This window comes from Winogradskyella sp. 266wxhm (assembly GCF_058964685.1).
Genome location: NZ_CM179559.1, coordinates 1285716 through 1310991, shown reverse-complemented (window position 1 = coordinate 1310991; position 25276 = coordinate 1285716). Strand labels below are relative to the sequence as shown.

Sequence of the window (25276 nt, the reverse complement as noted above, 5' to 3'; positions counted from 1 at the left end):
TTATGTCAGCAACAGTAGATACACACGGTCACGACGATCACGACGTACATCACCATAAAGAAACTTTTGTGACTAAATATATTTTTAGTCAAGATCATAAGATGATTTCTAAGCAATACCTGATTACTGGTTTAATCATGGGTATCATCGGTATTGGTATGTCACTTTTATTCAGAATGCAAATCGCATGGCCTGAAAAATCTAATGTAATTTTTGAAGCATTACTTGGAAAATGGGCACCAGATGGTGTTATGGATGCAGATATATACTTAGCATTGGTTACAATACACGGTACTTTAATGGTATTCTTTGTATTAACACAAGGTTTGAGTGGAACATTCAGTAACTTGTTAATTCCATTACAAATTGGAGCAAGAGATATGGCTTCAGGATTCTTAAACATGGTTTCCTATTGGTTATTTTTCTTATCAAGTGTAATAATGATTATCTCATTATTTGTACAAGCAGGACCAGCTGCTGCTGGATGGACAATATATCCTCCATTAAGTGCTTTACCAATGGCTCAACCAGGTTCTGGTATGGGTATGACATTATGGTTAGTGTCCATGGCAATATTTATTGCTTCATCACTTTTAGGATCACTTAACTATGTTGTTACGGTATTGAACTTAAGAACTAAAGGGATGTCAATGACAAGATTGCCATTAACTATCTGGACGTTCTTCGTGACAGCTATAATCGGTGTTATTTCATTCCCTGTTTTATTATCAGCAGCTTTATTACTGATAATGGATAGAAGTTTTGGAACATCATTTTTCTTGTCAGATATATTTTTACAAGGTGAAGTTTTACACTATCAAGGTGGTTCACCAGTATTATTTGAACATTTATTCTGGTTCTTAGGTCACCCTGAAGTATATATCGTGTTATTACCAGCATTAGGTATTACGTCTGAAGTTATAGCAACCAACTCTCGTAAACCAATTTTTGGATATAGAGCGATGATTGCTTCAATCTTAGCGATTGCGTTCTTATCAACGATTGTTTGGGGTCACCACATGTTCGTTTCAGGTATGAATCCATTCTTAGGTTCTGTATTTACCTTTACAACGTTATTGATTGCAATACCTTCTGCGGTAAAAGCCTTTAACTATATTACAACACTTTGGAAAGGTAACCTTCAAATGAATCCAGCAATGCTGTTTTCTATCGGTTTGGTTTCTACTTTCATTACTGGTGGTTTAACAGGTATTATCTTAGGTGATAGTGCTCTTGATATTAACGTACACGATACTTATTTCGTTGTAGCTCACTTCCACTTAGTAATGGGTATTTCTGCGCTATACGGAATGTTTGCAGGTATTTATCACTGGTATCCAAAAATGTTTGGTCGTATGATGAATAAGAACCTTGGATACTTACATTTTTGGGTTACTGCAATATGTGCTTATGGTGTATTCTTCCCAATGCACTTTATTGGGATGGCAGGTTTACCAAGACGTTATTATACAAATTCAAACTTCCCACTATTTGATGACTTAGCAGATACTAATGTTGTAATTACAATATTTGCTTTAGTTGGTGGTGTTTTCCAATTGGTATTCTTATATAACTTTATCAGTAGCATGTTCTACGGTAAAAAAGCTGAGCAAAACCCTTGGAAATCTAACACACTTGAATGGACTACACCAGTGGAGCATATTCACGGTAACTGGCCGGGTGAAATTCCTCACGTACACAGATGGGCTTACGATTATAGTAAACCAGGACATGATGAAGACTTCGTGCCTCAGAATGTACCTTTATATGATGGTGAAGAAGAATTACAGCACTAAAAAATAGTTATAATATTAAAGAGAGCCTTTCTAATAATTTAGAAAGGCTTTTTATTTATCTTTGTTTTAAGATGAACGAAAACCTAAACCCATATAAGGATAACTACTCTCCGGAAGAGATGGATGTAGAGAAAAAGCTCCGTCCATTATCGTTTCAAGACTTTACAGGTCAAGATCAGGTTTTAGAAAATCTTTTAGTTTTTGTTCAAGCTGCAAATCTTAGAGAAGAAGCTTTAGATCATACCTTATTTCATGGGCCTCCAGGACTTGGTAAAACAACCTTGGCGCATATTTTAGCCAATGAGCTTGATGTAGGTATTAAAGTGACTTCAGGACCAGTTTTAGATAAGCCAGGTGATCTTGCAGGATTACTTACTAATCTCGATGATAGAGACGTACTTTTTATAGATGAAATCCATCGTTTGAGTCCAATTGTAGAGGAGTATCTTTATTCAGCTATGGAGGATTATAAAATTGATATTATGATAGAGTCTGGTCCTAATGCTAGGACTGTCCAAATCAATTTAAATCCTTTTACATTAGTAGGTGCTACAACACGATCAGGATTACTTACAGCACCAATGCGTGCGCGTTTTGGAATTAGTAGTCGTCTTGAATATTACAAGACCGACTTACTAACTTCTATAGTTCAAAGAAGCGCATCAATTCTCAACGTTCCAATTTCTATGGAAGCTGCTATAGAAATTGCAGGTCGCAGTCGTGGGACACCGAGAATTGCAAACGCTTTATTGAGACGTGTTAGGGATTTTGCACAAATAAAAGGTAACGGGAAAATTGATATTGCCATTGCTAAATTCGCTTTAGAAGCCTTAAATGTTGATGCACACGGACTAGACGAAATGGACAATAAAATACTTTCAACCATAATCGAAAAGTTCAAAGGTGGTCCAGTTGGTATCACAACTTTAGCTACAGCAGTTAGTGAAAGTGCAGAAACCATTGAGGAAGTTTATGAGCCGTTTCTAATTCAACAAGGCTTTATTATGAGAACACCTCGTGGTCGTGAAGTTACAGAGCAAGCCTATAAACATTTGGGTAAAATTAAAGGACCAACACAAGGAGGCTTATTTTAATGGTAGACAAAAATATGAAGCAACAAACAAGCATACCAGAAGTTTCTTTGCTTCAATTTGTCAAACATTCCTTTAAAATTCTTAAAAACCCATTACCCTTTCACCACAGGAATTTTGAAAAATACGGTGATATTTTCCGATTAAATATTGGTTTTAATAGGTACATTCATTTTTCTAGAAATGCTATTTTGGCAGAATATGTACTTCAAAAAAATCAAAGAAATTATACCAAGTCAAAGATACAGACCAAAGATTTGGCTAAATATGTTGGTCAAGGTTTATTAACTTCTGAAGGAGAACATTGGAGAAAACAACGAAAATTAATTCAACCTGCATTTCACAAAAAACAGCTAACCAAATTACTTGATACCATACAAAAGGCTATCGTTTCAGAATACAATAAGATTGAGACGGACAAAATCATAGATGTTTTTCCCATTTTTAATGATTTGGCGTTTCAAACCGTAGTGAAATCATTATTCAGTAGTGCTGCTAATGAAGAAGAAATTAATAGACTTCAATACATTACAGAAGCTGCTCAACGTATGTTGGTTAGAGAATTAAGACAACCGTATTTAGGCTGGTGGTTCAAAAGTAGTGGTATTTTACAAAAGCATCTAGATTTGTCAGAGGAAGCCAGAAGCATTCTAAGAAGAATTGTCAACGAGCGTAAAGCTTCAGCATCTAATTATGATGATTTGTTAGATATGCTGTTATCTGCAAGATATGAAGATGGCTCTCCAATGGAAGAAAAGCAATTGATAGATGAAATCTTAATCATGTTTACGGCAGGACATGAAACAACTTCAAATGCATTAACCTTTACCTTACAACTTTTAGCTTTGTATCCAGAATGGCAAGACAAAATCCATTCAGAAATTGTAGCAAATAGCGATAATGATGATGCCATGGCTGTAATTATGAACTCTAAAATTTGCCAGCAGGTTTTAGAGGAAAGTATGCGTTTGTATCCGCCAGTATATTTTATAGATAGAGTAAATATTGAGGAAGACCAATTTGAAGGTTACACCTTTAAACCTAATACAAATCTATTATTTTCAATTTTTGAAATACATAGACATCCAGAATTATGGGAGCGTCCAGAAGCCTTTTTACCAGAACGATTTGCTGAAGGAGGTAGAAAGTATTCTTCACATTATTTTCCTTTTGGAGCAGGACCTAGAAAGTGCATAGGCAATAATTTTGCTATGTTTGAGATGATCATGGCAATTAATGAAATTGTATCTAAGTATAGAATTTTGCCAGAGTTTACAACTATCGACATTACACCACTTATTACGCTTAAACCAAAAAATGCTTTTTTAAGATTCCAAAAAAGGTGATTAATTCAAAATCAAAATACACGCAATTAATAAAGGCCGAAGCTAAACGTCTCGGCTTTTTGTCTTGTGGTATAAGCAAAGCAGGATTTTTGGAAGAAGAAGCACCAAGACTAGAAGCATGGCTTAATAAGAATATGCATGGGGAAATGCGTTATATGGAAAACCATTTTGATAAGCGCTTAGACCCAACAAAACTAGTTGAAGGCTCTAAAAGTGTCGTATCCTTGTTATTAAATTACTTTCCTGCTGAAGAACAAACAGATAAAAGTTATAAGCTATCTAAGTATGCATACGGAACGGATTATCATTTTGTAATCAAAGATAAGTTGAAAACGCTGTTAAACTTCATAAAAGAAGAAATCGGAGATGTAGATGGACGTGCTTTTGTGGATTCTGCTCCAGTTTTAGATAAGGCTTGGGCTGCAAAGTCTGGTTTGGGCTGGATTGGCAAACATTCCAACTTATTAACTCAAAAAATAGGTTCTTTCTATTTTATCGCAGAGCTCATTATAGATTTAGAACTAGACTACGATACACCTGTAACCGATCATTGTGGTACATGTACAGCCTGTATAGATGCATGCCCAACAGAAGCCATTACCGAACCTTATGTTGTAGATGGTAGTAAATGTATTTCCTATTTTACCATTGAACTGAAGGACAATATTCCATCAGATTTTAAAGGCAAATTAGACGATTGGATGTTTGGTTGCGATGTTTGTCAAGATGTGTGTCCTTGGAATCGGTTTAGTAAACCACATAGCGAACTTTTATTCAATCCACATCCTGAATTATTATCAATGACCAAAAAAGATTGGGAAGAGATTACAGAAGAGACGTTTAAAAAAGTGTTTAAAAAGTCTGCAGTAAAACGTACAAAGTTTTCAGGCTTAAAACGAAAAATTAATTTCTTGAAAAATAGCGATTAGCGTTTATTTGTTTGAAGATTCTCTAACTACTAAATCTGTTGGTAGCTCTACAGTTTTATACTCAAAAGGCTTGTTCTTTTTTCGTTGCTTTATTTCTTTATAAAGCAATTTAAAAGCTGTTTTTCCCATGTTGTAACCAGGTTGATCTATGGTAGAGAGTGTTGGAGAAATTACTGAAGACATAAACCAATTACTAAAACCAACAATAGCGATATCTTCAGGAATTTTTATGCCTTTTTTATTGAAAGCATTAATAGCACCAATAGCAACTAAATCTGTATTGATAAATATACCGTCGACATCGTTATGGTCTTTTAAGAGCTTTTCGGCAAAGAAAACACCTTCATCAAAACTCATATCTTCTAAGATATAAACCAAAGATGGATTATAAACTAAACCATGTTCTTCGAGAGCATTTTTGTAACCAAGAAAACGATCGATAGAATTTTGAGGTAGTAATGGTCCTCTAAAATGAGCAATTTTTTTGCAGCCTTTATCTATAAGGTGCTTTGTTGCAATATATGCAGCTTTTCTATCGTCTATTATTACCTTGGAGCAATTTACAATCTTAGCAATCTTGTCAAACATTACTACAGGTTTATCTTGTGCTATAACATCGTTAATGTGGTTAAAATTAGCAGTTCCGTTAGCTATTGATATGAGGATACCATCGACGCGTTGACTCATTAATAAGTCGATTTGTTTTTTTTCTAATTCATAAGATTCACTAGATTGTAGTATAATAACAAGATATCCTTTCTTTTCAGCTTGGGATATAATTCCCTTAACAACGCTAGAAAAAAAGTGATGCACAACTTCAGGAATTACTAACCCTATGGTCTTAGATTCACTCGTCCTAAGGTTTACAGCAAAAGCATTAGGTTTATAATTTAGCGTATCTGCAAGTTCTCGGACAAGCTTTTTTGTTTTTTTACTGACGTCTGGGTAATCTTTCAAAGCTTTAGAAACTGTAGTTACAGATATACCTAATGTTTCTGCGATCTGTTTCAAGGTAACTGGCTTCATAGTAATGAAAATTTGTAAGACAATATAAACAAAATTTAAAAATCGAAAACGTTTTCGGTAAATCGAAAACGTTTTCGATTTTGTTTTCGTAAAATAGTTTAATGTAAAATATAAATTTGATAAAAATTTAAAGCTAATACTAATAATTAAACAACTTTAAAGAAATGAAATTAACTAACAACAAATTATTTGTTTTTGTGTTTTTCGCTTTCTCCACATTAATGGCGATTGCACAAAGCAATGTTTCAGGTACGGTAAAGGATACCAATGAGATGCTTTTGCCCGGTGTAAATGTAATTTTAGAAGGTACATCAAAAGGTGCTGTAACTGATATGGATGGTAATTATGTTATTACTAATGTAGAGAATGGAACTTATACTTTAATAGGCTCTTACTTAGGTTTTAAAACATTTAAAAAAGATATTGTAATAGAAGGTAGCGATATTACAGTAGATATTGTCTTATCTGAAGATGCAGAGTCTCTAGATCAGGTTGTGGTTACAGGTGTTGTAAATCCAAAATCTAAAATAGAATCTAGTGTGTCGGTATCTACTTTAGATGCAAAACTAGTTGAGCAAGCAGCACCAAGAAGTGCAGGCGAATTATTCAGAAATGTGCCTGGTATTAGAGCAGAGTCATCTGGTGGTGAAGGTAATGCTAATTTTAATGTTCGTGGTGTTCCTGTGTCTTCTGGCGGATCGAGATATTTTCAAATTCAAGAAGATGGATTACCTCTAAACTTATTTGGTGATACTTCTTTTGGTAACGCAGATAATTTTTTAAGAATAGATTCTAACATTAGTAGAGTTGAAGCAATAAGAGGTGGCTCCGCTTCTACTCAAACTTCTAATGGACCAGCAGGTATCATAAATATGATTAGCAAAACAGGTACTGTAGAAGGTGGTTCTATAGCAACAACCTATGGCTTAGATTACCAAACAAGTAGATTGGATTTTGAATATGGAACACCATTAGGTAATGGTCTATCATACCATTTAGGCGGATTTATGAGAACAGGTGAAGGTCCTAGAGAAATAGGATATCAAGGTAACAAAGGTGGTCAGTTTAAAGCAAATATTACAAAAAGATTTGAGTCTGGTTACGTGAGAGTATATACTAAGTTTTTAAATGATAAGTCTGTAATGTATCTGCCAATGCCAATGCTGTTAGAGGGTGATAATTCAGACCCTACATTTTCTAACTTACCTGGTTTTGATATTACTTCTGATGCAGTACAGTCTGCTTATTTACAACAAAGCGCAGGTACTTCTCCTTTTACAGGAGAAAATCATACAAACGATGTAAGAAATGGAAACAATCCTGTTTCTAAAGCTATAGGTGCTGAATTTTCGTTCAGTCTTCCTAAGGATTGGAAAATTTCGGGAAAAGCAAGATACTCTAATAATAGCGGACAATGGGTGGCACCATTCACAGCAGCGGTAGGTACGGTTGCAGAAATCGAAGCAACTGCTAGAGATGTTGGTGGCGTTGGTGCCCAACCATTGGTCTATTCTGATGGGGAAAGAGAAGCGTTTAATCCTTCAAACGGACTAGCTCAAATTATACACATGTTCGATGTTAGTGTAGAAGATCTAAGCAATTTTTTCGGTGATTTTAAAGTTTCTAAAAAAGTAAGCGATAATGTAGGTGTAACTGCTGGTATATTTACAGCAACGCAGAATACAAAAATAGGATGGCAGTGGAGCTCATTTTTGTCTGAAGTAAAAGGCGGAGGTGAAGCTAGATTAGCAGATTTTGATGGCTTTTCAAGAAACGGACAATACTCTTATGGTACACCACTTTGGGGTAATTGTTGTCAGCGTAAATACAACACTGTGCATAGTGTAAATTCACCTTACGTTGGTATTGATGCCGATATCACAGAGAAATTAAATTTTGATGGTAGTGTAAGATTCGAAAACGTAAAGGTTAATGGTAATATTGCTGCAGGACCTACTTCTCAAGACGCTTATGATTACAACGGAGATGGAACTATACAAGGTATTGAGCAGGTGGTTCCAATTATATCTGGTAATGATGGTCAGATTATTAATGACGATTACAATTTTGTGTCTTATTCTGCAGGTTTAAACTACAAATTTAATGATGATGCAGCTGTCTTTGCAAGATATAGTTTAGGTGCTTCGGGTAGAGCACCAGACAGAAATACTTATGGAACCGACGGAAAAGCCGATGTACAATATGATGAACTATCTCAATTAGAAGTTGGTTATAAGAAAAGACTTAAAAATGGTGTATTAAATCTTACTGGATTTATGAGTAATACAGAAGAAGGTTTAAGTAATGAGCTTAATAGAACAGTAGGAAATCCGTTTAAAGCTCTAGGTATTGAGGCAGAAACAGCATTATCATTTGGAGAGCATATGGCTTTCAATGGATCTGTAACATGGACAAAGGCAGAAATAGATGGAGGAGATAATGCAGGAAATACACCAAGAAGGCAAGCAGATTTCGTTTATAACTTCTCACCATCATATAATTTTGGTAATAGTAGTCAGCACTTAGTAGCTCTAAGTGTTTTAGGAACAACAAAGTCATATGCTCAAGATGATAATGATTTAGTAATGCCAAGCTACGCTTACTTTAATTTAATAGGAAGAGCTGGTTTAACTAAAGGCTTATCTTTAGTTTTGAGTATAAATAACATATTTGATACTGTTGGTATAACAGAAGTAGAAGGTAATGGAGACGGAGCTTACGGTAATAATAGATTGGCAAGGGCAAGATCAATAAGTGGAAGATCTTCTACGATATCATTACAATACAAGTTTTAATAGATACATTTTTTGAGTAAGTTGAATTTTTAAGTTTGATTGATTGGATTGGTAAAAGAGTCAATGTCTTTTTACAGCATTGACTCTTTTTAACTAAAACTTAGTGTACATTAGAAAAGTTTTAAAAGAAAATAGATGTTACAAAAACCTAAACTAAGCTTTTGGCAAATTTTGAATATGAATGTCGGATTTTTCGGTATTCAGTATAGTTTTGGTCTTCAGCAAAGTGCTGTAACACCTATTTATGATTTTTTAGGCGCTAGTCCAGATCAAATCCCATTATTACATTTAGCAGGTCCAGTAACAGGATTGTTGGTGCAGCCAATTATTGGAGCTTTAAGTGATAAGACATGGCACCCAAATTTTGGTAGGAGAAAACCTTACTTTTTAATTGGTGCCATAATGTGCAGTCTAGCATTAATAGCATTTCCGTATAGTAGTACTATATGGATGGCAGCAGGTTTACTTTGGATCTTAGATGCAGGAAATAATACTGCTATGGAACCATACAGAGCTCTAATTGCAGACAATCTGGATGAGGAGCAACAACCTTTAGGTTTTCAAATGCAGAGCTTTTTCACAGGCTTTGGACAAGTTTTAGCTAATCTTTCATTATTTATTTTTCCTTTAATTATTGTAGGCTCAACAGGATCTTTGCCTAATTGGGTTTATGCATCGTTTTTTTTAGGAGCAATATGTTCAATAGGTTCAATATTATGGAGTATTAGTAAGACCAAAGAGATTCCACCAACTACTGAGGAACTTCAAAAACTAAAAGCCGAGAAGAAAAGTATAATAAAACCATTACTAGAAATCGGTGCTGCAATTAAAGATATGCCTAGAGTTATGTGGCAATTAGCTTTGGTTTATTTCTTTCAATGGTATGCGCTTTTTTGTTATTGGCAAAATTCTTCTAAAAGTGTAGCGCTTTCTGTATGGAACACAACTCCAGAAAATAAGGAGCTTTACAGTGAAGCTGTAAGCTGGACAGGTTTGGTTAATGGTTGGTACAACGTGGTAACTTTTTTGGTGGCTTTTGCTTTAGTTGGTTTTGCTAAAAAGTATAATGCTAAAAGAGTGCATGCTTTTTGTTTAGTGGTTGCTGCTTTAGGTTTTTTAGCTTTTCCGCATATAGAAAATAAAAATCTACTATTCTTTGCTATTACAGGTTTTGGTATAGGTTGGGCAAGTATGATGGGAATTCCATATTTGATGGTGGTTTCTCAGATACCAAAAGAAAGGTATGGAGTGTACATGGGAATAATTAATATGATGATTGTAATTCCTATGATAATTCAAACACTATCCTTCGGATATATTCTTAAGAATTTCTTGAACAATGATCCCAGACATGCTATAACCTTTGCTGGCGTATTTCTATTAATAGCAGCTTTTTTTACACTTTTCATTAAAATTAAAACTCAAGCGAACACAAATGAGTAATTTTTATTCTAAATCCATAGAGTTATTACACAAGTGCTCAACCGAATATGGTTTTTTGGCAAGTGCACAAAACATTTCCAATTATAAACGTGTTTGGTCTAGAGACGGAGTGATTTGTGGTTTGGCAGCTTTAGCTTCCAAGGATGAAGAATTAATTCTAACCTTTAAGCAAACACTAGAAACTTTAGCTAAACACCAACATCGTTTGGGTACAATACCTTCAAATGTTCATATTTCTGAAAATATTACAGATGTAAGTTATGGAGGTTTGGCAGGTCGAGTGGATGCAGTTACATGGTTTGTAATAGGTGTTTGTCAGTTTGCGTATCAACAAAATGACAATTCATTTTTTAATAAGTATAAAACTCAAATTGAAAAATGTTTTGATTTGTTAGAAACTTGGGAATTTAATAATAAACATCTAATGTATGTGCCACTTTCTGGAAATTGGGCAGATGAATATATTACAGATGGTTATGTATTATATGATCAGCTATTGAGAGTTTGGGCATTAAAAAGCTATAATTATTTTGAAAAAAATGATGCCATCTCTAAAAAAATTGAGAACATAATAGAGCAGATTGAAATTAACTTTTTACCTAGTTCAACAGGCGAAAAATTTCATGAGCGTGCCTATAATGAGGTAGACTTCAAGGATTATTTACCATGCTCATTTTCACCTTCAGGATACAAGATACAATACGATGCTTTTGCGAACTCACTTGCTCTGATGTTGAATATAGGTTCGGTAGAGTTTCAAACAAAGCTTATAAAACATTCGTTTGGTTTAGCTTCAGAGTCAGATTTAGGTTTACTGCCAGCATTTTGGCCAGTAATTACCGAAAAGGATGAGCACTGGAGTTTGCTTAAGGATAATTGTAAGTACGAATTTAGAAATTATCCTTACGAATTTCATAATGGTGGAAGTTGGTGTATGGTAAATGGTTTTTTTGGTGTGGCTTTAGTGCATCATAAATCTTTAGAGCAATCAGATGTTATACTTGAGAATATAAATAGAGCAAATGCTGTAGGAGAGTTTTCGTTTTACGAAAATTTTAATACCCAAACTAAAGAACCTAATGGAGTGCCATACTGTGCATGGAGTGCAGCAGGTGCAATTTTACTACATCAAGTAAGACATAATAATTTTAAAATCTTAATTTAGAATTGAAAACTATCGATATATTAAGCGTAGGGGAATTACTTATAGACTTTATCGGTCATGAGGAAAACGCCTCTATCAACAGTACTAATAATTACCAAAGATTTCTAGGTGGCTCTCCCACTAATGTAGCTGTAAACGCATCAAGATTGAGTTTAAGATCCATGTTGGTTGCAGCCTGTGGAAAAGATGGTTTAGGAGATTTTGCTGTAGAAAAATTAAAGGAAAATAAGGTTGATGTCTCTGGCTTAAAGCAGATAGATAACGAACCTACATCGGTTATTTTAGTATCAAAAACTACGGAAACTCCCGATTTTGTGTCGTTTAGACAAACAGACTTTCAAATAACTGAAGATCAACTAACAGATAATGTACTCTCTAGCTCATCAGTATTTCATACAACTTGTTTTGCATTGAGTAAAAATCCTTCTAGACAAACTATTTTAAATCGTGCTAAAAAGGCAAAAGCACTGGGTTTAGAATTAAGTATAGATCTAAATTATTCAGAAAAAATTTGGCCAAATAGAGAAGAGGCACATCGTGTTATAAAAGAGTACATGTCTAATGCGCCATTGTTAAAACTAAGTAATGATGATTGTGAACGGCTGTTCGCAGAAAAAAAATCTGAAACCTATATTTTTGATTTTTTTCATAACCTAGGTGCTAAAACCATTTGTCTTACCAAAGGAGATCAAGGTGTGGTGGTTTCAGATTTAGAAAAGGGACTTATAACACAACATGCTTTAAAGATTGAAAAAGTAAAAGATGCTACCGGAGCTGGTGATGCATTTTGGACAGGTTTTTTATTTGCACAAATAAATAATTACAGTCTAGAGAATTGTATTAAAATAGCTCAAAAATTAGCGGCTATTAAGCTACAATCCGTTGGACAGCTACCAAAAGATGTAGATATCTTGGCAGAGATTTTAGCTTAGCTAATTAATTACTTAAACGTAAATCCTAGCGAGTATTTAAAGGCAAAATTATCTTTAGATCTATCAAGATTATGGTAACCATAACGATAAAAAGCACCAACACCAATTCCAAAATAACCGATTTCTAGCATTGGTAGTTTAAGTATATTCTGTAGTTCCAATCCAGTTTCTAAAAACAGTTCGTCCTTTGTTGAAAAATCAATTAGTTGATGATTCTCTGGTTGCGATAAGTTGCCTATGCCTAGATTGTTGTGTAATAATATGTTTGGAGTAATATTGCCTTTATTATTAAATAACCTTCCAAAATTATGGGTTGTAAAAAGACTAGCATATTTGTTAGATAAGAATTCGTATGGTGTAGCAGTTTGAAAATAATTTCTAACTACAAAAGGAATATCCTTATCATAGCTTCCTTCACCAGTAAATAATAATCCGTAAGGAATAGACTTGTCAATGTAACCTAAATCTAATCTATATGTTGTTTTACCAAGACCTTTGGTTACGAAGCTGTGGTCTAAAGTCAGCCTAAATTTGTTATAGTTAAATTCGCCATCAAATACATTGTTCAATCCTTTTGCATATAGGAAATTAATGATGGGTTTATCACTAATCTCTCTAATTTTAAGTCCGAACATATTCGTTATTTTTTCACTAGAGTGATAACTCAAACCAAATTGAAATTCAGAATTGGTATAATTGAAAACCGAAGCTCCATTATTATTAAATAAGTACGCATATCGAGGTGAAACTTTAGAATTATTGAAACCCAAAGACCAATCTACATTTCTAAATAGCTTCATGTTGGTAGTAATACTGTAGGATTCCACCGCATCCATTTGACTAGCAAGCCAAGTACGCTGATTGAGAATGTTATTTATACGGTTTCCTGTGAAATCTCCAGTTTCTACAACATCGTTTTTGTATTTCAAACTAATGGTAAAGTCTTTTTCTTTAGAAAAATCGAATAAAACTTCACCGCCATATTTCCAAGTATGATCTTTAAAACCATACGCTCCATAACCTCCAACAGATACCGTTTTCGAAATGTCTTCATTTGTATAAAGTCCTAATCCTAATCTGCTACCTTCATATTTGTTGTACTTATAAAGTTGATTCAAATCAATATCTACATACTTCAGAGGAATTCTACCTTCAGATAATTTTGGAATATAGCTAAACACTTTATCCATTTTTATTAGCTCACCAATACTATCAATAAAAACATAAGTTCTCTTTTCTCTATAATCTAAGGTGTCTCTTCTGAACTCGTTCCAAAAACCATCATCTTTTTGAGCCAATTCTTTAGAAAAAATATTTGTTGTAAGCGAAAAATCCTTGGAAGTTAAAGGAGTAGAAAGATCAATGTCCGAAATATAACTTTTACCAACATAAGCCATACTGAAAGGACCAGTTCCAACCACCATTTCAAAATTCAATTGCTCAGGGAACCAATAGTTTTCTTTAGTTAAATTGTATTTCTGTTGAATTTTGAATGCTATTTTTCCTGAGTTTACAGTTTCTGCATCAACACTTTGTACAGCATATTTATTAGAATTTATGGTTAGAATACCTTTTAAGGCTTCAAAGTTTCGATTAGATTTTGGTTCAAAAGAAATAATGAAAAGTGTGTCATTATCTTTGATAATTTCTTCTTTCAAGCGGAATTTATATTTCCTAGTGCTTCCTTTAGAAATTGGATTGAGGTAATTAGTTTCAAAAAGTTCTATGTGTTCATCATAAAATGAAAAAGGTTGAAAACCGCTAGCTAATAATGCAAAATTAGGTTGTTTAAAACCCGAAGTCTTTGTAGCTATAATACTATCCTGAAATAATCTTGGCTTTAAATATTTGTGTTTAGCAATGGTTTCGGTTATAAAAAAGTAAGAACCTTTCATTATTTTTTCGGCAGCAATCATCATAGAATCTTTTTTTTCAGTAGTACTTTTTGAAGTAAAAATGATTTTATCATATGAATTATAAGAGTAAGATTCTAAGGTATTTGGATTGTTCAGATCTTTGTTTTGAGCAGCAAGTTTTATAATTCTATGAGCAGGATTTTCACCATCCAAAACTACTTCATCTAAAGCGCTAACTTCTGGTTTTAAAAGTATTTTTGAGCTAGTTATGTCGTTTACATTCAGAATTTTAGTTTCGAACCCAACATAGCTTATAGTAATATTTTGAACATTATTAGGAATATAAAATACACCGTCTATATCTGAAGTTGTTCCTTTTTGGTTCAAATTATTGAATAACACATTTGCAAATGCTACCGGTTTTTCGTTTTCAGCGTCTAAGAGTTGAAACCTTTTTTGGTTTTGCGAATGGGAATTCAGAAAAAAGCTAAAGGTAAGTAGGAAGAAAAGGTTTCTCATTGAGGAAATTAAAGTTTGATTGATTTTATAAATAAACAAAAAATAGAGGACTTTTCCACTTTAAGGCAAGTAAGCATTTACGTATATTTGTAGCTTAATCATTTTGAGATTATGAGCAAACAAAGTAAGAGAAGAGAAGCCCTTGTATATCATGCAAAACCAACACCAGGAAAGATTAAAGTGGTGCCATCAAAGAAATACGCTTCACAGCGTGATTTATCTTTAGCATATTCACCAGGTGTTGCCGAACCATGTTTAGAGATAGATAAAGATGTAGATAATGTATACAAATACACTGCAAAAGGAAATTTAGTTGCTGTAATCTCAAACGGTACGGCAGTTTTAGGATTGGGTAATATTGGTCCTGAAGCTTCAAAACCAGTAATGGAAGGTAAAGGTTTGCTTTTCAAAATATTTGCGGATATTGATGTTTTTGATATTGAGGTAAATACAGAAAATGTTGATGAATTTATAGAAACAGTCAAAAACATTGCACCAACTTTTGGTGGTATTAATCTTGAAGATATAAAAGCTCCAGAAGCTTTTGAAATTGAACGTCGTTTAAAGGAGGAATTAGACATTCCTGTAATGCACGACGACCAACATGGTACTGCAATCATATCCGCAGCAGCATTATTAAATGCTCTAGAACTGGCAGAAAAAAAGATTGAAGATGTAAAAATTGTAGTTAGTGGTGCTGGTGCAGCAGCAATATCTTGTACACGTCTTTATCAAGCATTTGGTGCCAAGAGTGAAAACATTGTGATGCTAGATAGTAAAGGAGTCATAAGAAAAGATAGATATAATCTTACTTCTCAAAAGGCAGAATTTGCTACAGATCGTAAAATAGATACTCTGACAGAAGCAATGAAAGATTCTGACGTATTCATCGGTTTATCTATGGCAGACGTGGTATCTCCAGAAATGCTTTTATCGATGTCTGCAAATCCTATTGTATTTGCTATGGCGAATCCAAATCCAGAGATAGATTACGATTTAGCAATTGATACTAGAGAAGATATCATTATGGCGACTGGCCGAAGTGATCATCCTAACCAAGTAAATAATGTACTTGGTTTCCCTTTTATTTTTAGAGGTGCTTTAGATGTTAGAGCAACTAAAATAAATGAGGAAATGAAGATGGCTGCGGTTGTAGCATTGTCTGAATTAGCCAAAGAACCTGTGCCAGAACAAGTGAATTTAGCGTATAATGAAACTCGACTCGCTTTCGGTAGAGATTATATAATTCCAAAACCATTCGACCCAAGACTAATAGCAGAGGTTCCACCAGCAGTGGCAAAAGCGGCTATGGAAAGCGGAGTAGCGAAAGAGCCTATTGAGGATTGGGATCGTTATAAAAATGCTTTGTTAGAACGTTTAGGTTCGGATAATAAACTCGTGCGCCAATTGCTAGGCAGAGCAAGAACAAACCCTAAACGTGTAGTTTTTGCCGAAGCAGATCAACTTGATGTATTAAAGGCAGCTCAAATTGTATATGATGAAGGTGTTGCTCATCCCATCTTATTAGGACGACGCGAAGTTATAGTAGACTTAATGTCCGAGATTGAATTTGATGCAGACGTTCCTATCATAGATCCAAAATCTGATGAAGAAACGGATAGAAAGAACCGATATGCTGAAGCCTATTGGAAAAAGCGTAAGCGCCAAGGAGTAACATTATATTCTGCACAAAAGAAAATGCGAGAACGTAATTACTTCGCGGCAATGATGGTGAATGTAGGTGATGCAGATGCCTTAGTAACAGGATATTCTCGTAATTATCCATCAGTAGTAACTCCGATGTTAGAATTAATTGGAAAAGATGATGGAGTCTCTAAAGTTGCAGCTACTAATGTAATGATGACAGAAAGAGGTCCTATGTTTCTTAGTGACACCTCTATAAACATAGATCCTTCAGCTAAGGATTTGGCACGTATTGCTCGTATGACTTCAAAAATCACTAAAATGTTCGGTATAGAGCCAGTTACGGCAATGATTTCATATTCTAACTTTGGGTCATCAAAGAATCCTAGAGCTGATAAAGTTAGGGAAGCAGTAGAATATTTGCATAAAGCTTATCCAGAAATGATAGTCGATGGCGAATTGCAAACGGATTTTGCTTTGAATTCAAAATTACTTCAGGATATATTTCCGTTTTCAAGATTAGCTGGCAGAAAGGTAAATACTTTAGTTTTTCCAAATCTAGATGCTGCAAACATAACTTATAAGTTACTGAAAGAACTTAACAAAGCGGAATCTATTGGGCCAATTCTAATGGGAATGAAAAAGCCAGTACATGTCTTACAGCTAGGGGCTAGTGTAGATGAAATTGTAAACATGGCAGCTATTTCAGTTATAGATGCTCAAGAACGCGAAAAAAGACAGCAGAAGTAAAGCGTTTTTAGGTTTTGTCTAGTTTATTGTAATGTAAATAATTTTATTACATTTGGGCTTTTAACCTTAGGTAATAAATGATTACGCACTTAGAGGGAAAACTCGTTGAAAAAAATCCTACAGATATTGTTATAGATTGCAATGGTGTAGGGTATTTTGTCAATATTTCACTTCATACTTTTTCACAGATTCCAGACCAGGAAAATTTAAAAATATACACCTATTTACAAGTTAGGGAAGACTCGCATACGCTTTATGGTTTTGCATCAAAAACAGAACGAGAAATCTTTAAATTATTGATTTCCGTAAGTGGTATAGGTGCAAATACAGCGCGGACAATGTTATCTTCATTAACACCAGAACAAGTTAAAGAAGGTATTGCAGGTGGTGATGTAGCTTTAATACAAAGTGTAAAAGGTATTGGTGCTAAAACAGCTCAGCGTGTTATTATAGACCTTAAGGATAAAGTGTTAAAAGTTTATGGTATAGATGAACTTTCTTTAATACCGAACAATACTCACAAAGATGAGGCGTTATCTGCTTTAGATGTTTTAGGATTTAACAAAAAACAATCTGAAAAAGTTGTTGATAGAATTTTAAAAGCCCAACCAGACGCCCAAGTAGAGGAGATTATTAAAGAAGCTCTAAAAAACTTATAATACAATTGAACACTACTAAAGATACTAAACTGCAATCTTTCGGTTTTTCCTGCATAATGGCTATTATGCTCCTTTTTAGCTCTTTTGCTGATGCCCAAGAAACCGAACAAGAACAGGACTCTACAAAAACCACTGTAGCCTTTGGTAAAATATTAATGCCAAACCCAAATAGTATAGTATCTAAATATACTTATGATCCTATTTTAGACCGCTATATCTACACTGAGAAAATAGGAAATTTTAATGTTAATTATCCTTTAATTCTTACGCCAGATGAATTTCAAAAACTTGTTCTTCAAGAAAAAATAAAGGAATATTACAAAAGAATGGCTGATGCAGTTGCTGGCCAAAAAGAAGGTTCAGAGGAAGATCAGAAAAATTTATTACCTGAATTCTATATTAATTCCGGATTGTTTGAAACTATTTTTGGTAGCAATACCATTAGTATTGTGCCACAAGGTTCCGTAGAAGTAGATTTAGGAATATTGTATTCAAGACAAGATAATCCTGCTTTATCACCTCGAAATCGTTCAAATTTCACATTTGATTTTGACCAGAGAATCAGTTTAAGTTTACTTGGTAAAGTAGGTACAAGACTTCAGGTAACCGCTAATTATGATACCGAAGCGACTTTCGATTTTCAACAGGTCTTTAAAATGGAATATACTCCAACAGAAGACGATATTATCCGTAAGATTGAAGTGGGTAATGTTAATATGCCACTAAATAGTTCTCTGATTACTGGTGCTCAAAGTTTATTTGGTGTAAAAACCGAATTACAATTCGGGAAAACCAGAGTTACAGCAGTGTTTTCTGAGCAGCAATCCCAATCAAGATCGGTGACGGCTCAAGGAGGTGGAACTATAGAGGAATTTGAGTTTTTTGCAAGAGACTATGATGAAAACAGACACTTTTTCTTAGCACATCACTTTAGGGATACCTATAATGAGTCTTTAAGACAATACCCCTGGATTAACAACCAAGGATTACAAATCACAAGAGTTGAAGTTTGGGTGACCAATAGAAACAATCAAACCGAAAATGTTAGAAATATTGTAGCATTTCAGGATTTGGGTGAGTCAGAGTCAGAAAATATAGGGTTAGAACCATTAGGTGGTTTTGTTAATAATCCAGGTGCGCTTCCAAATAATGAGAACAATGCTTTTGATCCTACCAATATTGGTGGTGCAGGTTCCTACTTAACAAGTGCCGTTAGAGATGTTACAGTTGTTGAAAATGGAGTAACAGTATCTGTTGATGAAGGTTTTGATTATGGAAAACTAGAATCAGCAAGAAAACTTATTCAGAATCAAGACTATGTTTTAAATGAGGAATTAGGATATATTTCCTTAAACCAAAGATTGCTTAATGATGAAGTTTTAGCAGTGGCGTTTCAGTACACTGTTGGTGGTGAGGTTTATCAAGTTGGTGAATTTGCAAATGATGGTGTGGATGCTACAACTGTTGATAATACATCTGGAAATGAGGTCGTAAACAACCAGGCTTTAGTCTTAAAAATGTTGAAGAGTGCTGTAACATCAGTAGAGCAACCAATTTGGGACTTAATGATGAAAAACATCTATGATACTGGTGCTTATCAATTAAGTCAAGAAGATTTTAGATTAAATATCTTTTATAGAGAGGCTTCAGCTGTAAATTACATTAGGCCAGTCGAGGTTAATGGTGTTCCTGTGCCATTTCCTACCTATGATAATAATACACCAAATGATAATACAGACGATACAGAAATTCAAGAAACTCCTTTAATTCGACTGTTCCATTTAGATAGGTTGAATTCTAATAATGATCCACAAGAAGGAGGTGATGGATTCTTTGATTATGTTGAAGGTACGACGGTATTAACACAAAACGGCAAAATAATCTTTACCAAAGTTGAGCCTTTTGGACGCTATTTATTCGATGTATTAGATGATGATAGTAACCCGTCTGACAATGCTACAGATTACGAACAAGACACATATACCAATGCAAATCAAGAAAAGTATGTGTATGATTTGCTTTATAAATCCACAAAAACACAAGCATTAAACGAAGCTGAAAAAAACAAGTTCTTAATTAAAGGACGTTTTAAAAGTAGCGGAAGTGGAGGTGGAATACCATTAGGTGCTTTTAATGTGCCTAGAGGTTCGGTAACTGTAACTGCAGGTGGTCGTGTTTTAGTTGAGGGTATAGATTATACTGTAGACTATAATCTAGGTAGAGTTGAAATTTTAGATGAAGCCTTAAAGGCATCAAATACACCAATTAATGTTTCGGTAGAAAATAATGCCGTTTTTGGTCAGCAAACTAAACGTTTTATGGGTGTTAATGTAGAGCACCAATTTGATGAAAACTTTATTTTAGGTGGAACATTCTTAAACCTAAGTGAAAGACCAATTACCCAAAAAGCAAACTACAATGCAGAACCAATAAATAATACAATTTTTGGTCTTTATGGTAATTATTCCACAGAAGTCCCTTTCTTAACACGTTTAGCAAATAAGTTGCCAAATGTAGATACCGATGTGCCGTCTAACCTTTCTGTTAGAGGTGAATTTGCTTATTTGTTACCTGGAGCACCAAATGGAACGGACTTTAATGGTGAAGCTACATCATACATTGATGATTTTGAAGGAACCCAAGGAGCAATAGATTTGTTAAGTCCATTGTCTTGGTATTTATCTAGTAGACCTCAAGAGATGCCGTCTAATGTACCAGGAATAGATGGTCCTGGTATAGAGAATGGTTATGGTAGAGCTTTTCTGAATTGGTACACTATTGATCCAATTTTTTACAGTAACCAAAGACCTAGTGGAATTGATGATGATGATATATCTGACTTATATACAAGACGCGTTTTTATAGATGAAGTATTCCCTAATGTAGATATAGCACAAGGACAAACTTCGGTTATCAATACTTTGGATTTAGTATATTACCCTACAGAACGTGGGCCTTATAATTTTGACCCTAATGCAGCTAATGAAGCACCTCTAGATCCTAATGATTCTTGGGCAGGTATCACAAGACAGATAACATCAACAGATTTTGAACAAGCCAATGTAGAATATATTGAATTTTGGGTACAAGATCCGTTTTTAGATGACCCAACTAACCAAGGTGGTAAATTATATGTAAACCTTGGTAACATTTCTGAAGATATCCTTAAGGATGGTAAAAAACAATATGAAAATGGACTACCGCAGAATGGTGATATCTCTATACTAAATCCAACAGAATTTGGTGGTGTTGTGCCGCAAAATCAATCGTTGATTTATACATTTGATACAGAAGGAAATCAAAGAGCCAATCAAGATGTAGGTTATGACGGTTATGATGATACGGAAGAGATTAATGAATTTGGAGCCGAGTTTGGAGACGATCCTTCAAATGATAATTATGCTTATTACATCAATTCGGAAGGTAATATTTTTGAACGTTATAAAAGATATAATGGTGTAGAAGGTAACTCACCAGATACGTTTTCGGACACTAACAGAGGTTCAACAACTCAGCCAGATGTAGAAGATATCAATAGAGATAACACTATGAACACTATTGATAGTTATTATGAATATGAGATAGAAATAACACCTTCAACACTGAACTTAAATAACCCTTATATTTATGATATTAAAGGAGATACTGATGATCCTATTGAGGTCACTTTACCAAATGGTGATGTTAGAAACGATGTTAAATGGTATCAGTTTAGAATCCCTATAAATGAAGAAACAAGAAGTATCGGCGGTATTTCAGACATAAGATCTATTCGTTTTGCGAGACTTTATTTAAGAGAGTTTAATCAAAATACAGTATTGCGTTTTGCGACCTTAGATTTAGTACGTAGTGACTGGAGACGTTATACTTTAGATTTAGATAATGACTCTACAAATGATAGTGCAGATGCAGATTTTTCAGTTGGTATTGTGGGTGTTCAAGAAAATAACGGTAGTTATGAAATTCCACCTGGTGTTGAGCGCGAAGAGCTTAATAATAATAACAATATTATAAGACAAAACGAGCAATCATTAGTGTTGCAGACTTGTAATTTAGAGCCAACAGATTCTAGAGGAGTTTTTAAGAATGTTAATGTAGACATGCGTCAGTATAAAAAACTACGTATGTTTCTTCATGCAGAGGCCCAAGAAAATCAATCTCTTGCAGAAGGAGAACTCATTGGTTTTATAAGAATGGGTAATGATTTTACAGACAACTTTTATCAAATAGAGATTCCTTTATTACCTTCAGAATATGCAGAAGGAAGCAATGCTGAGCAAATTTGGCCAGAAGTTAACGAGATTAATTTACCATTGGAAATCCTTCAGCAAATAAAGTCTTTAGGTATTTTTAACCAATCATTGAGTGATGAAAATCCAACATTTTATAATGTTAATGATGGGGCTTTAGATGAAACACCAGTAGGTCAATTTTCTAACTTGGAAATTGGACAGCAACGTGTCGGTATTAAGGGAAATCCAAATTTTGGTGACATTAGAGTTCTTATGGTTGGTGTTAAAAACTCAGGTTCAACAGGTGTGAATTCTTGTGGTGAAGTTTGGTTCAACGAACTTAGAATGTCTGATTTAGAAAATGAAGGAGGTTGGGCAGCAATATTGAGCATGGATACTAATATTGCAGACTTTGCTAATGTAAGTGCTACAGGGAGAAGAAGTACTATAGGTTTTGGGGGTATTGAAGAAGGTCCTAACGAAAGAAGCAGAGAAGACGTTAAGCAATACGATGTTGTTACTAATGTGCAGCTTGGGCAATTATTACCTAAAAAATGGGGAGTTCAAATCCCGTTTAATTATGCTCAAAGTGAAGAAACTATAACACCTCAATTTGATCAGTATTATCAAGATATAGAGTTGCAAACACAATTAGATAATACTACCAATCAAGATTCTATTCTAAAGGTCAATGAAAATTATACCAAAAGAAAGAGTATTAATTTTATTGGTGTTAAGAAACAGAAGACGGGAGATTCTAAAAAGCATTTTTATGATGTGGAAAATCTAACATTCAATTACTCATACAACAAAGTAGAGCACAGAGATTTTGAAATCGAAAGATCTTTAGATCAAACTGTAAGGGCAGGTGTAAACTACAATTACGCATTTGAGCCAGTTAAAGTAGAACCTTTCAAAAAGAATGATTCTTTATTTACCGGTAAGTATTGGAAAATCTTAAAAGACTTTAATTTTAATTTACTTCCAACTAGTTTTTCTGTAAATACTGATATTAATAGACAATTCAATAGCCAGAAATTTAGAGAAGTAGAGTTAGGAGGTGATAATATTGGGATAGAAGAACTATATAGAAGAAATTATACTTTCGATTTTCAGTATGCTATAAATTACAATTTAACTGATGCTTTAAGCTTAAATTTTACAGCTGCAAATTCTAACATCGTTAGAAATTACTTCATTGATGATCGTATTAATGGAAGGCAAGATCCTGAGCTTAATGTTTGGGATGGTTTTTTTGATTTTGGTGATCCAAACTTCCAAACACAACAGCTACAAGTTAATTATGAACTACCACTATATAAAATACCAGCGCTAAGTTTCTTAAGAACAACTTATGCTTATAACGGCACATTTCAGTGGCAAAAAGGTTCTGACTTAAATGAAAATTTAGTAACAGAGTTAGGGACATTTGATTTAGGGCATTCTATCCAAAACTCTGGCACTCATAATATCAATACCACACTTAATATGGAAACATTCTATAGAAGTATTGGATTGGTAAAAAAAGGAAATAGAAGAGGTAGAGGCAGAAATACAGCTGTAAAAAGAAGAAGTGCAACACCAAATGCATCATTAGATAAAAAAGGAGAAGCACAAGACAAAGACCCTAATAAACTTAGTACAGGTAAAAAAGCTTACAATACTTTTGTTGATATTGTAACGATGGTAAAACGTGTTCAATTTGGGTATACAGAAAATAGAGGAACATATCTCCCAGGTTACTTACCAACACCAGGTTTTGTTGGTACACTTAGACCAACTTTAGGTTATACTTTTGGTTCACAAAGAGACATTAGGGAATTAGTAGCACGTAATGGTTGGTTGACTACTTTTCCAAATTTTAGCGATCAATATTCGGAAATTGAAAACACAACTCTAGATTATTCTGCTACTGTTGAGCCAATGCAAGATTTAAAAATAGATTTGGTAGGTAATAGAACTTATGCCAACAATATATCGCAGACTTTTTACGGAGAAGATATTAACCAAGATGGTGTAAGTGACACATATAATGAGCTAATCACAAACTCTTTTGGTAATTTCAATATTTCCACAGCGATGATTAAAACGGCTTTTAGTAAAAGCGATGAAAATCAATCCGTAACATTTGATGATTTTAGAGCTAATAGACTTGTTATAGCCAACAGACTTGCATCTGCTAGGGGAATTGATGTTAATAACCCTGCTAATTTAGACGCTGAAGGGTATCCACTTGGTTTTGGAAAAAATAGTCAGAAAGTATTATTGCCAGCTTTCTTATCTGCTTATTTAGGTTCCGATCCGAATAAAATAAGTACAGGAGCTTTCAGAGATGTGCCAATTCCAAACTGGACACTGAAATATACAGGCTTAATGAAAATCGCTTGGTTTAAGAAAACCTTTAGACGTTTCTCAATACAACATGGTTATAGGTCTCGTTATACGATCAATCAGTTTAGGAACAATTTAGATTACGAATCTCCAAATTACGAACTTCCAGCTGATGACCCACAAAATGCTGATGCAGTTAATGCTGCTGGTAACTTTAAAAGTGAAACATTATTCAGCAACATAAACTTAGAAGAACAGTTTAGCCCGTTAATTCGTCTAGACTTTGAAATGAAAAACTCAATCAAAGTATTAGCAGAAATAGCAACTGATAGAACATTATCTCTAAGTTTTGATAATAACCTATTAACAGAAACTCTAGGAACAGAATATACTTTAGGATTAGGCTATAGAATTAAAGATTTAAGAATTCGCTCTCAGCTTGCAGGTCCGAAGCAGATTATTAAGAGTGATCTTAACATGCGTGCAGATGTATCTGTAAGAGACAATAAAACTATTGTAAGATATCTAGACTTAGATAATAATCAGATTACAGCAGGACAAACTATTTGGGGTTTGAAATATACAGCTGATTATGCTTTTAGTAAAAACCTTACCGGTATTTTCTATTTCGATTATACCTTCTCAGATTTTGCTATTTCAACATCATTCCCACAAACTTCAATAAGATCAGGTATTACCTTAAGATATAATTTTGGTAATTAATTTTGAATGGAAACAATTAAAAAATTACTTTTGTTTCAT

At 34.1% G+C, this 25276-nt stretch carries 13 protein-coding genes; 11 read left to right on the top strand and 2 right to left on the bottom strand.

All coding sequences use genetic code 11. The features are described 5' to 3' along the window. Positions 1-2: 2 nt before the first annotated feature. The 4 genes from AC2H4K_RS05740 to queG all read left to right on the top strand — a co-directional run bounded on the left by AC2H4K_RS05740 (position 3) and on the right by queG (position 5162). Entirely contained in the window at positions 3-1796 is a 1794-nt protein-coding gene (locus AC2H4K_RS05740; protein WP_281140316.1) for a cytochrome c oxidase subunit I, read from the top strand. A 71-nt stretch (positions 1797-1867) separates the two neighbouring features. After that, on the top strand, positions 1868-2890 hold the full coding sequence (gene ruvB, locus AC2H4K_RS05735; protein ID WP_281140315.1) for a Holliday junction branch migration DNA helicase RuvB: 1023 nt from the start codon (positions 1868-1870) through the stop codon (positions 2888-2890). A gap of 14 nt (positions 2891-2904) precedes the next feature. Beyond that, positions 2905-4233 carry a cytochrome P450 gene (locus AC2H4K_RS05730; protein WP_493742969.1) on the top strand — a complete coding sequence of 443 codons (1329 nt, stop codon included), beginning with the start codon at positions 2905-2907 and terminating at the stop codon, positions 4231-4233. Then, on the top strand, positions 4230-5162 hold the full coding sequence (gene queG / locus AC2H4K_RS05725; RefSeq protein WP_493742968.1) for a tRNA epoxyqueuosine(34) reductase QueG: 933 nt from the start codon (positions 4230-4232) through the stop codon (positions 5160-5162). Before AC2H4K_RS05730 ends, queG begins: the two co-directional genes overlap by 4 nt. 3 nt (positions 5163-5165) lie before the next feature. Here queG and AC2H4K_RS05720 read toward each other — a convergent pair whose 3' ends face one another. Further along, on the bottom strand, positions 5166-6188 hold the full coding sequence (locus AC2H4K_RS05720; RefSeq protein ID WP_493742967.1) for a LacI family DNA-binding transcriptional regulator: 1023 nt from the start codon (positions 6186-6188) through the stop codon (positions 5166-5168). Positions 6189-6352: 164 nt separating this feature from the next. On the opposite strand from AC2H4K_RS05720, the gene AC2H4K_RS05715 reads away from it, so the two are divergent. The 4 genes from AC2H4K_RS05715 to AC2H4K_RS05700 all read left to right on the top strand — a co-directional run bounded on the left by AC2H4K_RS05715 (position 6353) and on the right by AC2H4K_RS05700 (position 12523). Then, positions 6353-8983: a TonB-dependent receptor gene (locus AC2H4K_RS05715; RefSeq protein WP_493742966.1), complete on the top strand. Its 2631-nt coding sequence runs from the start codon at positions 6353-6355 to the stop codon at positions 8981-8983. Between the two features lie 135 nt (positions 8984-9118). Further along, positions 9119-10426: an MFS transporter gene (locus tag AC2H4K_RS05710; protein WP_493742965.1), complete on the top strand. Its 1308-nt coding sequence runs from the start codon at positions 9119-9121 to the stop codon at positions 10424-10426. Continuing rightward, positions 10419-11591, top strand: coding sequence for a glucosidase family protein (locus AC2H4K_RS05705; RefSeq protein ID WP_493742964.1), 1173 nt, complete (start codon positions 10419-10421; stop codon positions 11589-11591). The genes AC2H4K_RS05710 and AC2H4K_RS05705 overlap by 8 nt, the downstream gene beginning before the upstream one ends. Before the next feature lie 2 nt (positions 11592-11593). Continuing rightward, complete coding sequence (locus AC2H4K_RS05700; RefSeq protein ID WP_493742963.1) at positions 11594-12523, top strand: carbohydrate kinase family protein; 930 nt, start codon at positions 11594-11596, stop codon at positions 12521-12523. Between the two features lie 8 nt (positions 12524-12531). Here AC2H4K_RS05700 and AC2H4K_RS05695 read toward each other — a convergent pair whose 3' ends face one another. Then, complete coding sequence (locus AC2H4K_RS05695) at positions 12532-14898, bottom strand: DUF5686 family protein (protein WP_493742962.1); 2367 nt, start codon at positions 14896-14898, stop codon at positions 12532-12534. 111 nt (positions 14899-15009) lie between these two features. On the opposite strand from AC2H4K_RS05695, the gene AC2H4K_RS05690 reads away from it, so the two are divergent. The 3 genes from AC2H4K_RS05690 (at position 15010) to sov (ending at position 25237) form a co-directional block, all read left to right on the top strand. Then, on the top strand, positions 15010-17292 hold the full coding sequence (locus tag AC2H4K_RS05690) for an NADP-dependent malic enzyme (RefSeq protein ID WP_493742961.1): 2283 nt from the start codon (positions 15010-15012) through the stop codon (positions 17290-17292). Positions 17293-17369: 77 nt separating this feature from the next. After that, on the top strand, positions 17370-17951 hold the full coding sequence (gene ruvA / locus AC2H4K_RS05685) for a Holliday junction branch migration protein RuvA (protein WP_281140311.1): 582 nt from the start codon (positions 17370-17372) through the stop codon (positions 17949-17951). Between the two features lie 56 nt (positions 17952-18007). Next, a complete protein-coding gene (gene sov / locus AC2H4K_RS05680; RefSeq protein WP_493743064.1) occupies positions 18008-25237 on the top strand; it encodes a T9SS outer membrane translocon Sov/SprA in 7230 nt (2409 codons plus the stop codon). The last annotated feature ends 39 nt before the right edge of the window (positions 25238-25276 follow it).

Bases quoted from the DNA above. Each gene is read 5' to 3' on its own strand.
- AC2H4K_RS05740 (WP_281140316.1), top strand. From the start codon at position 3: ATGTCAGCAACAGTAGATACACACGGTCACGACGATCACGACGTACAT.
- ruvB (WP_281140315.1), top strand. From the start codon at position 1,868: ATGAACGAAAACCTAAACCCATATAAGGATAACTACTCTCCGGAAGAG.
- AC2H4K_RS05730 (WP_493742969.1), top strand. From the start codon at position 2,905: ATGAAGCAACAAACAAGCATACCAGAAGTTTCTTTGCTTCAATTTGTC.
- AC2H4K_RS05720 (WP_493742967.1), bottom strand. From the start codon at position 6,188: ATGAAGCCAGTTACCTTGAAACAGATCGCAGAAACATTAGGTATATCT.
- AC2H4K_RS05715 (WP_493742966.1), top strand. From the start codon at position 6,353: ATGAAATTAACTAACAACAAATTATTTGTTTTTGTGTTTTTCGCTTTC.
- AC2H4K_RS05710 (WP_493742965.1), top strand. From the start codon at position 9,119: ATGTTACAAAAACCTAAACTAAGCTTTTGGCAAATTTTGAATATGAAT.
- AC2H4K_RS05705 (WP_493742964.1), top strand. From the start codon at position 10,419: ATGAGTAATTTTTATTCTAAATCCATAGAGTTATTACACAAGTGCTCA.
- AC2H4K_RS05695 (WP_493742962.1), bottom strand. From the start codon at position 14,898: ATGAGAAACCTTTTCTTCCTACTTACCTTTAGCTTTTTTCTGAATTCC.
- AC2H4K_RS05690 (WP_493742961.1), top strand. From the start codon at position 15,010: ATGAGCAAACAAAGTAAGAGAAGAGAAGCCCTTGTATATCATGCAAAA.
- ruvA (WP_281140311.1), top strand. From the start codon at position 17,370: ATGATTACGCACTTAGAGGGAAAACTCGTTGAAAAAAATCCTACAGAT.
- sov (WP_493743064.1), top strand. From the start codon at position 18,008: ATGGCTATTATGCTCCTTTTTAGCTCTTTTGCTGATGCCCAAGAAACC.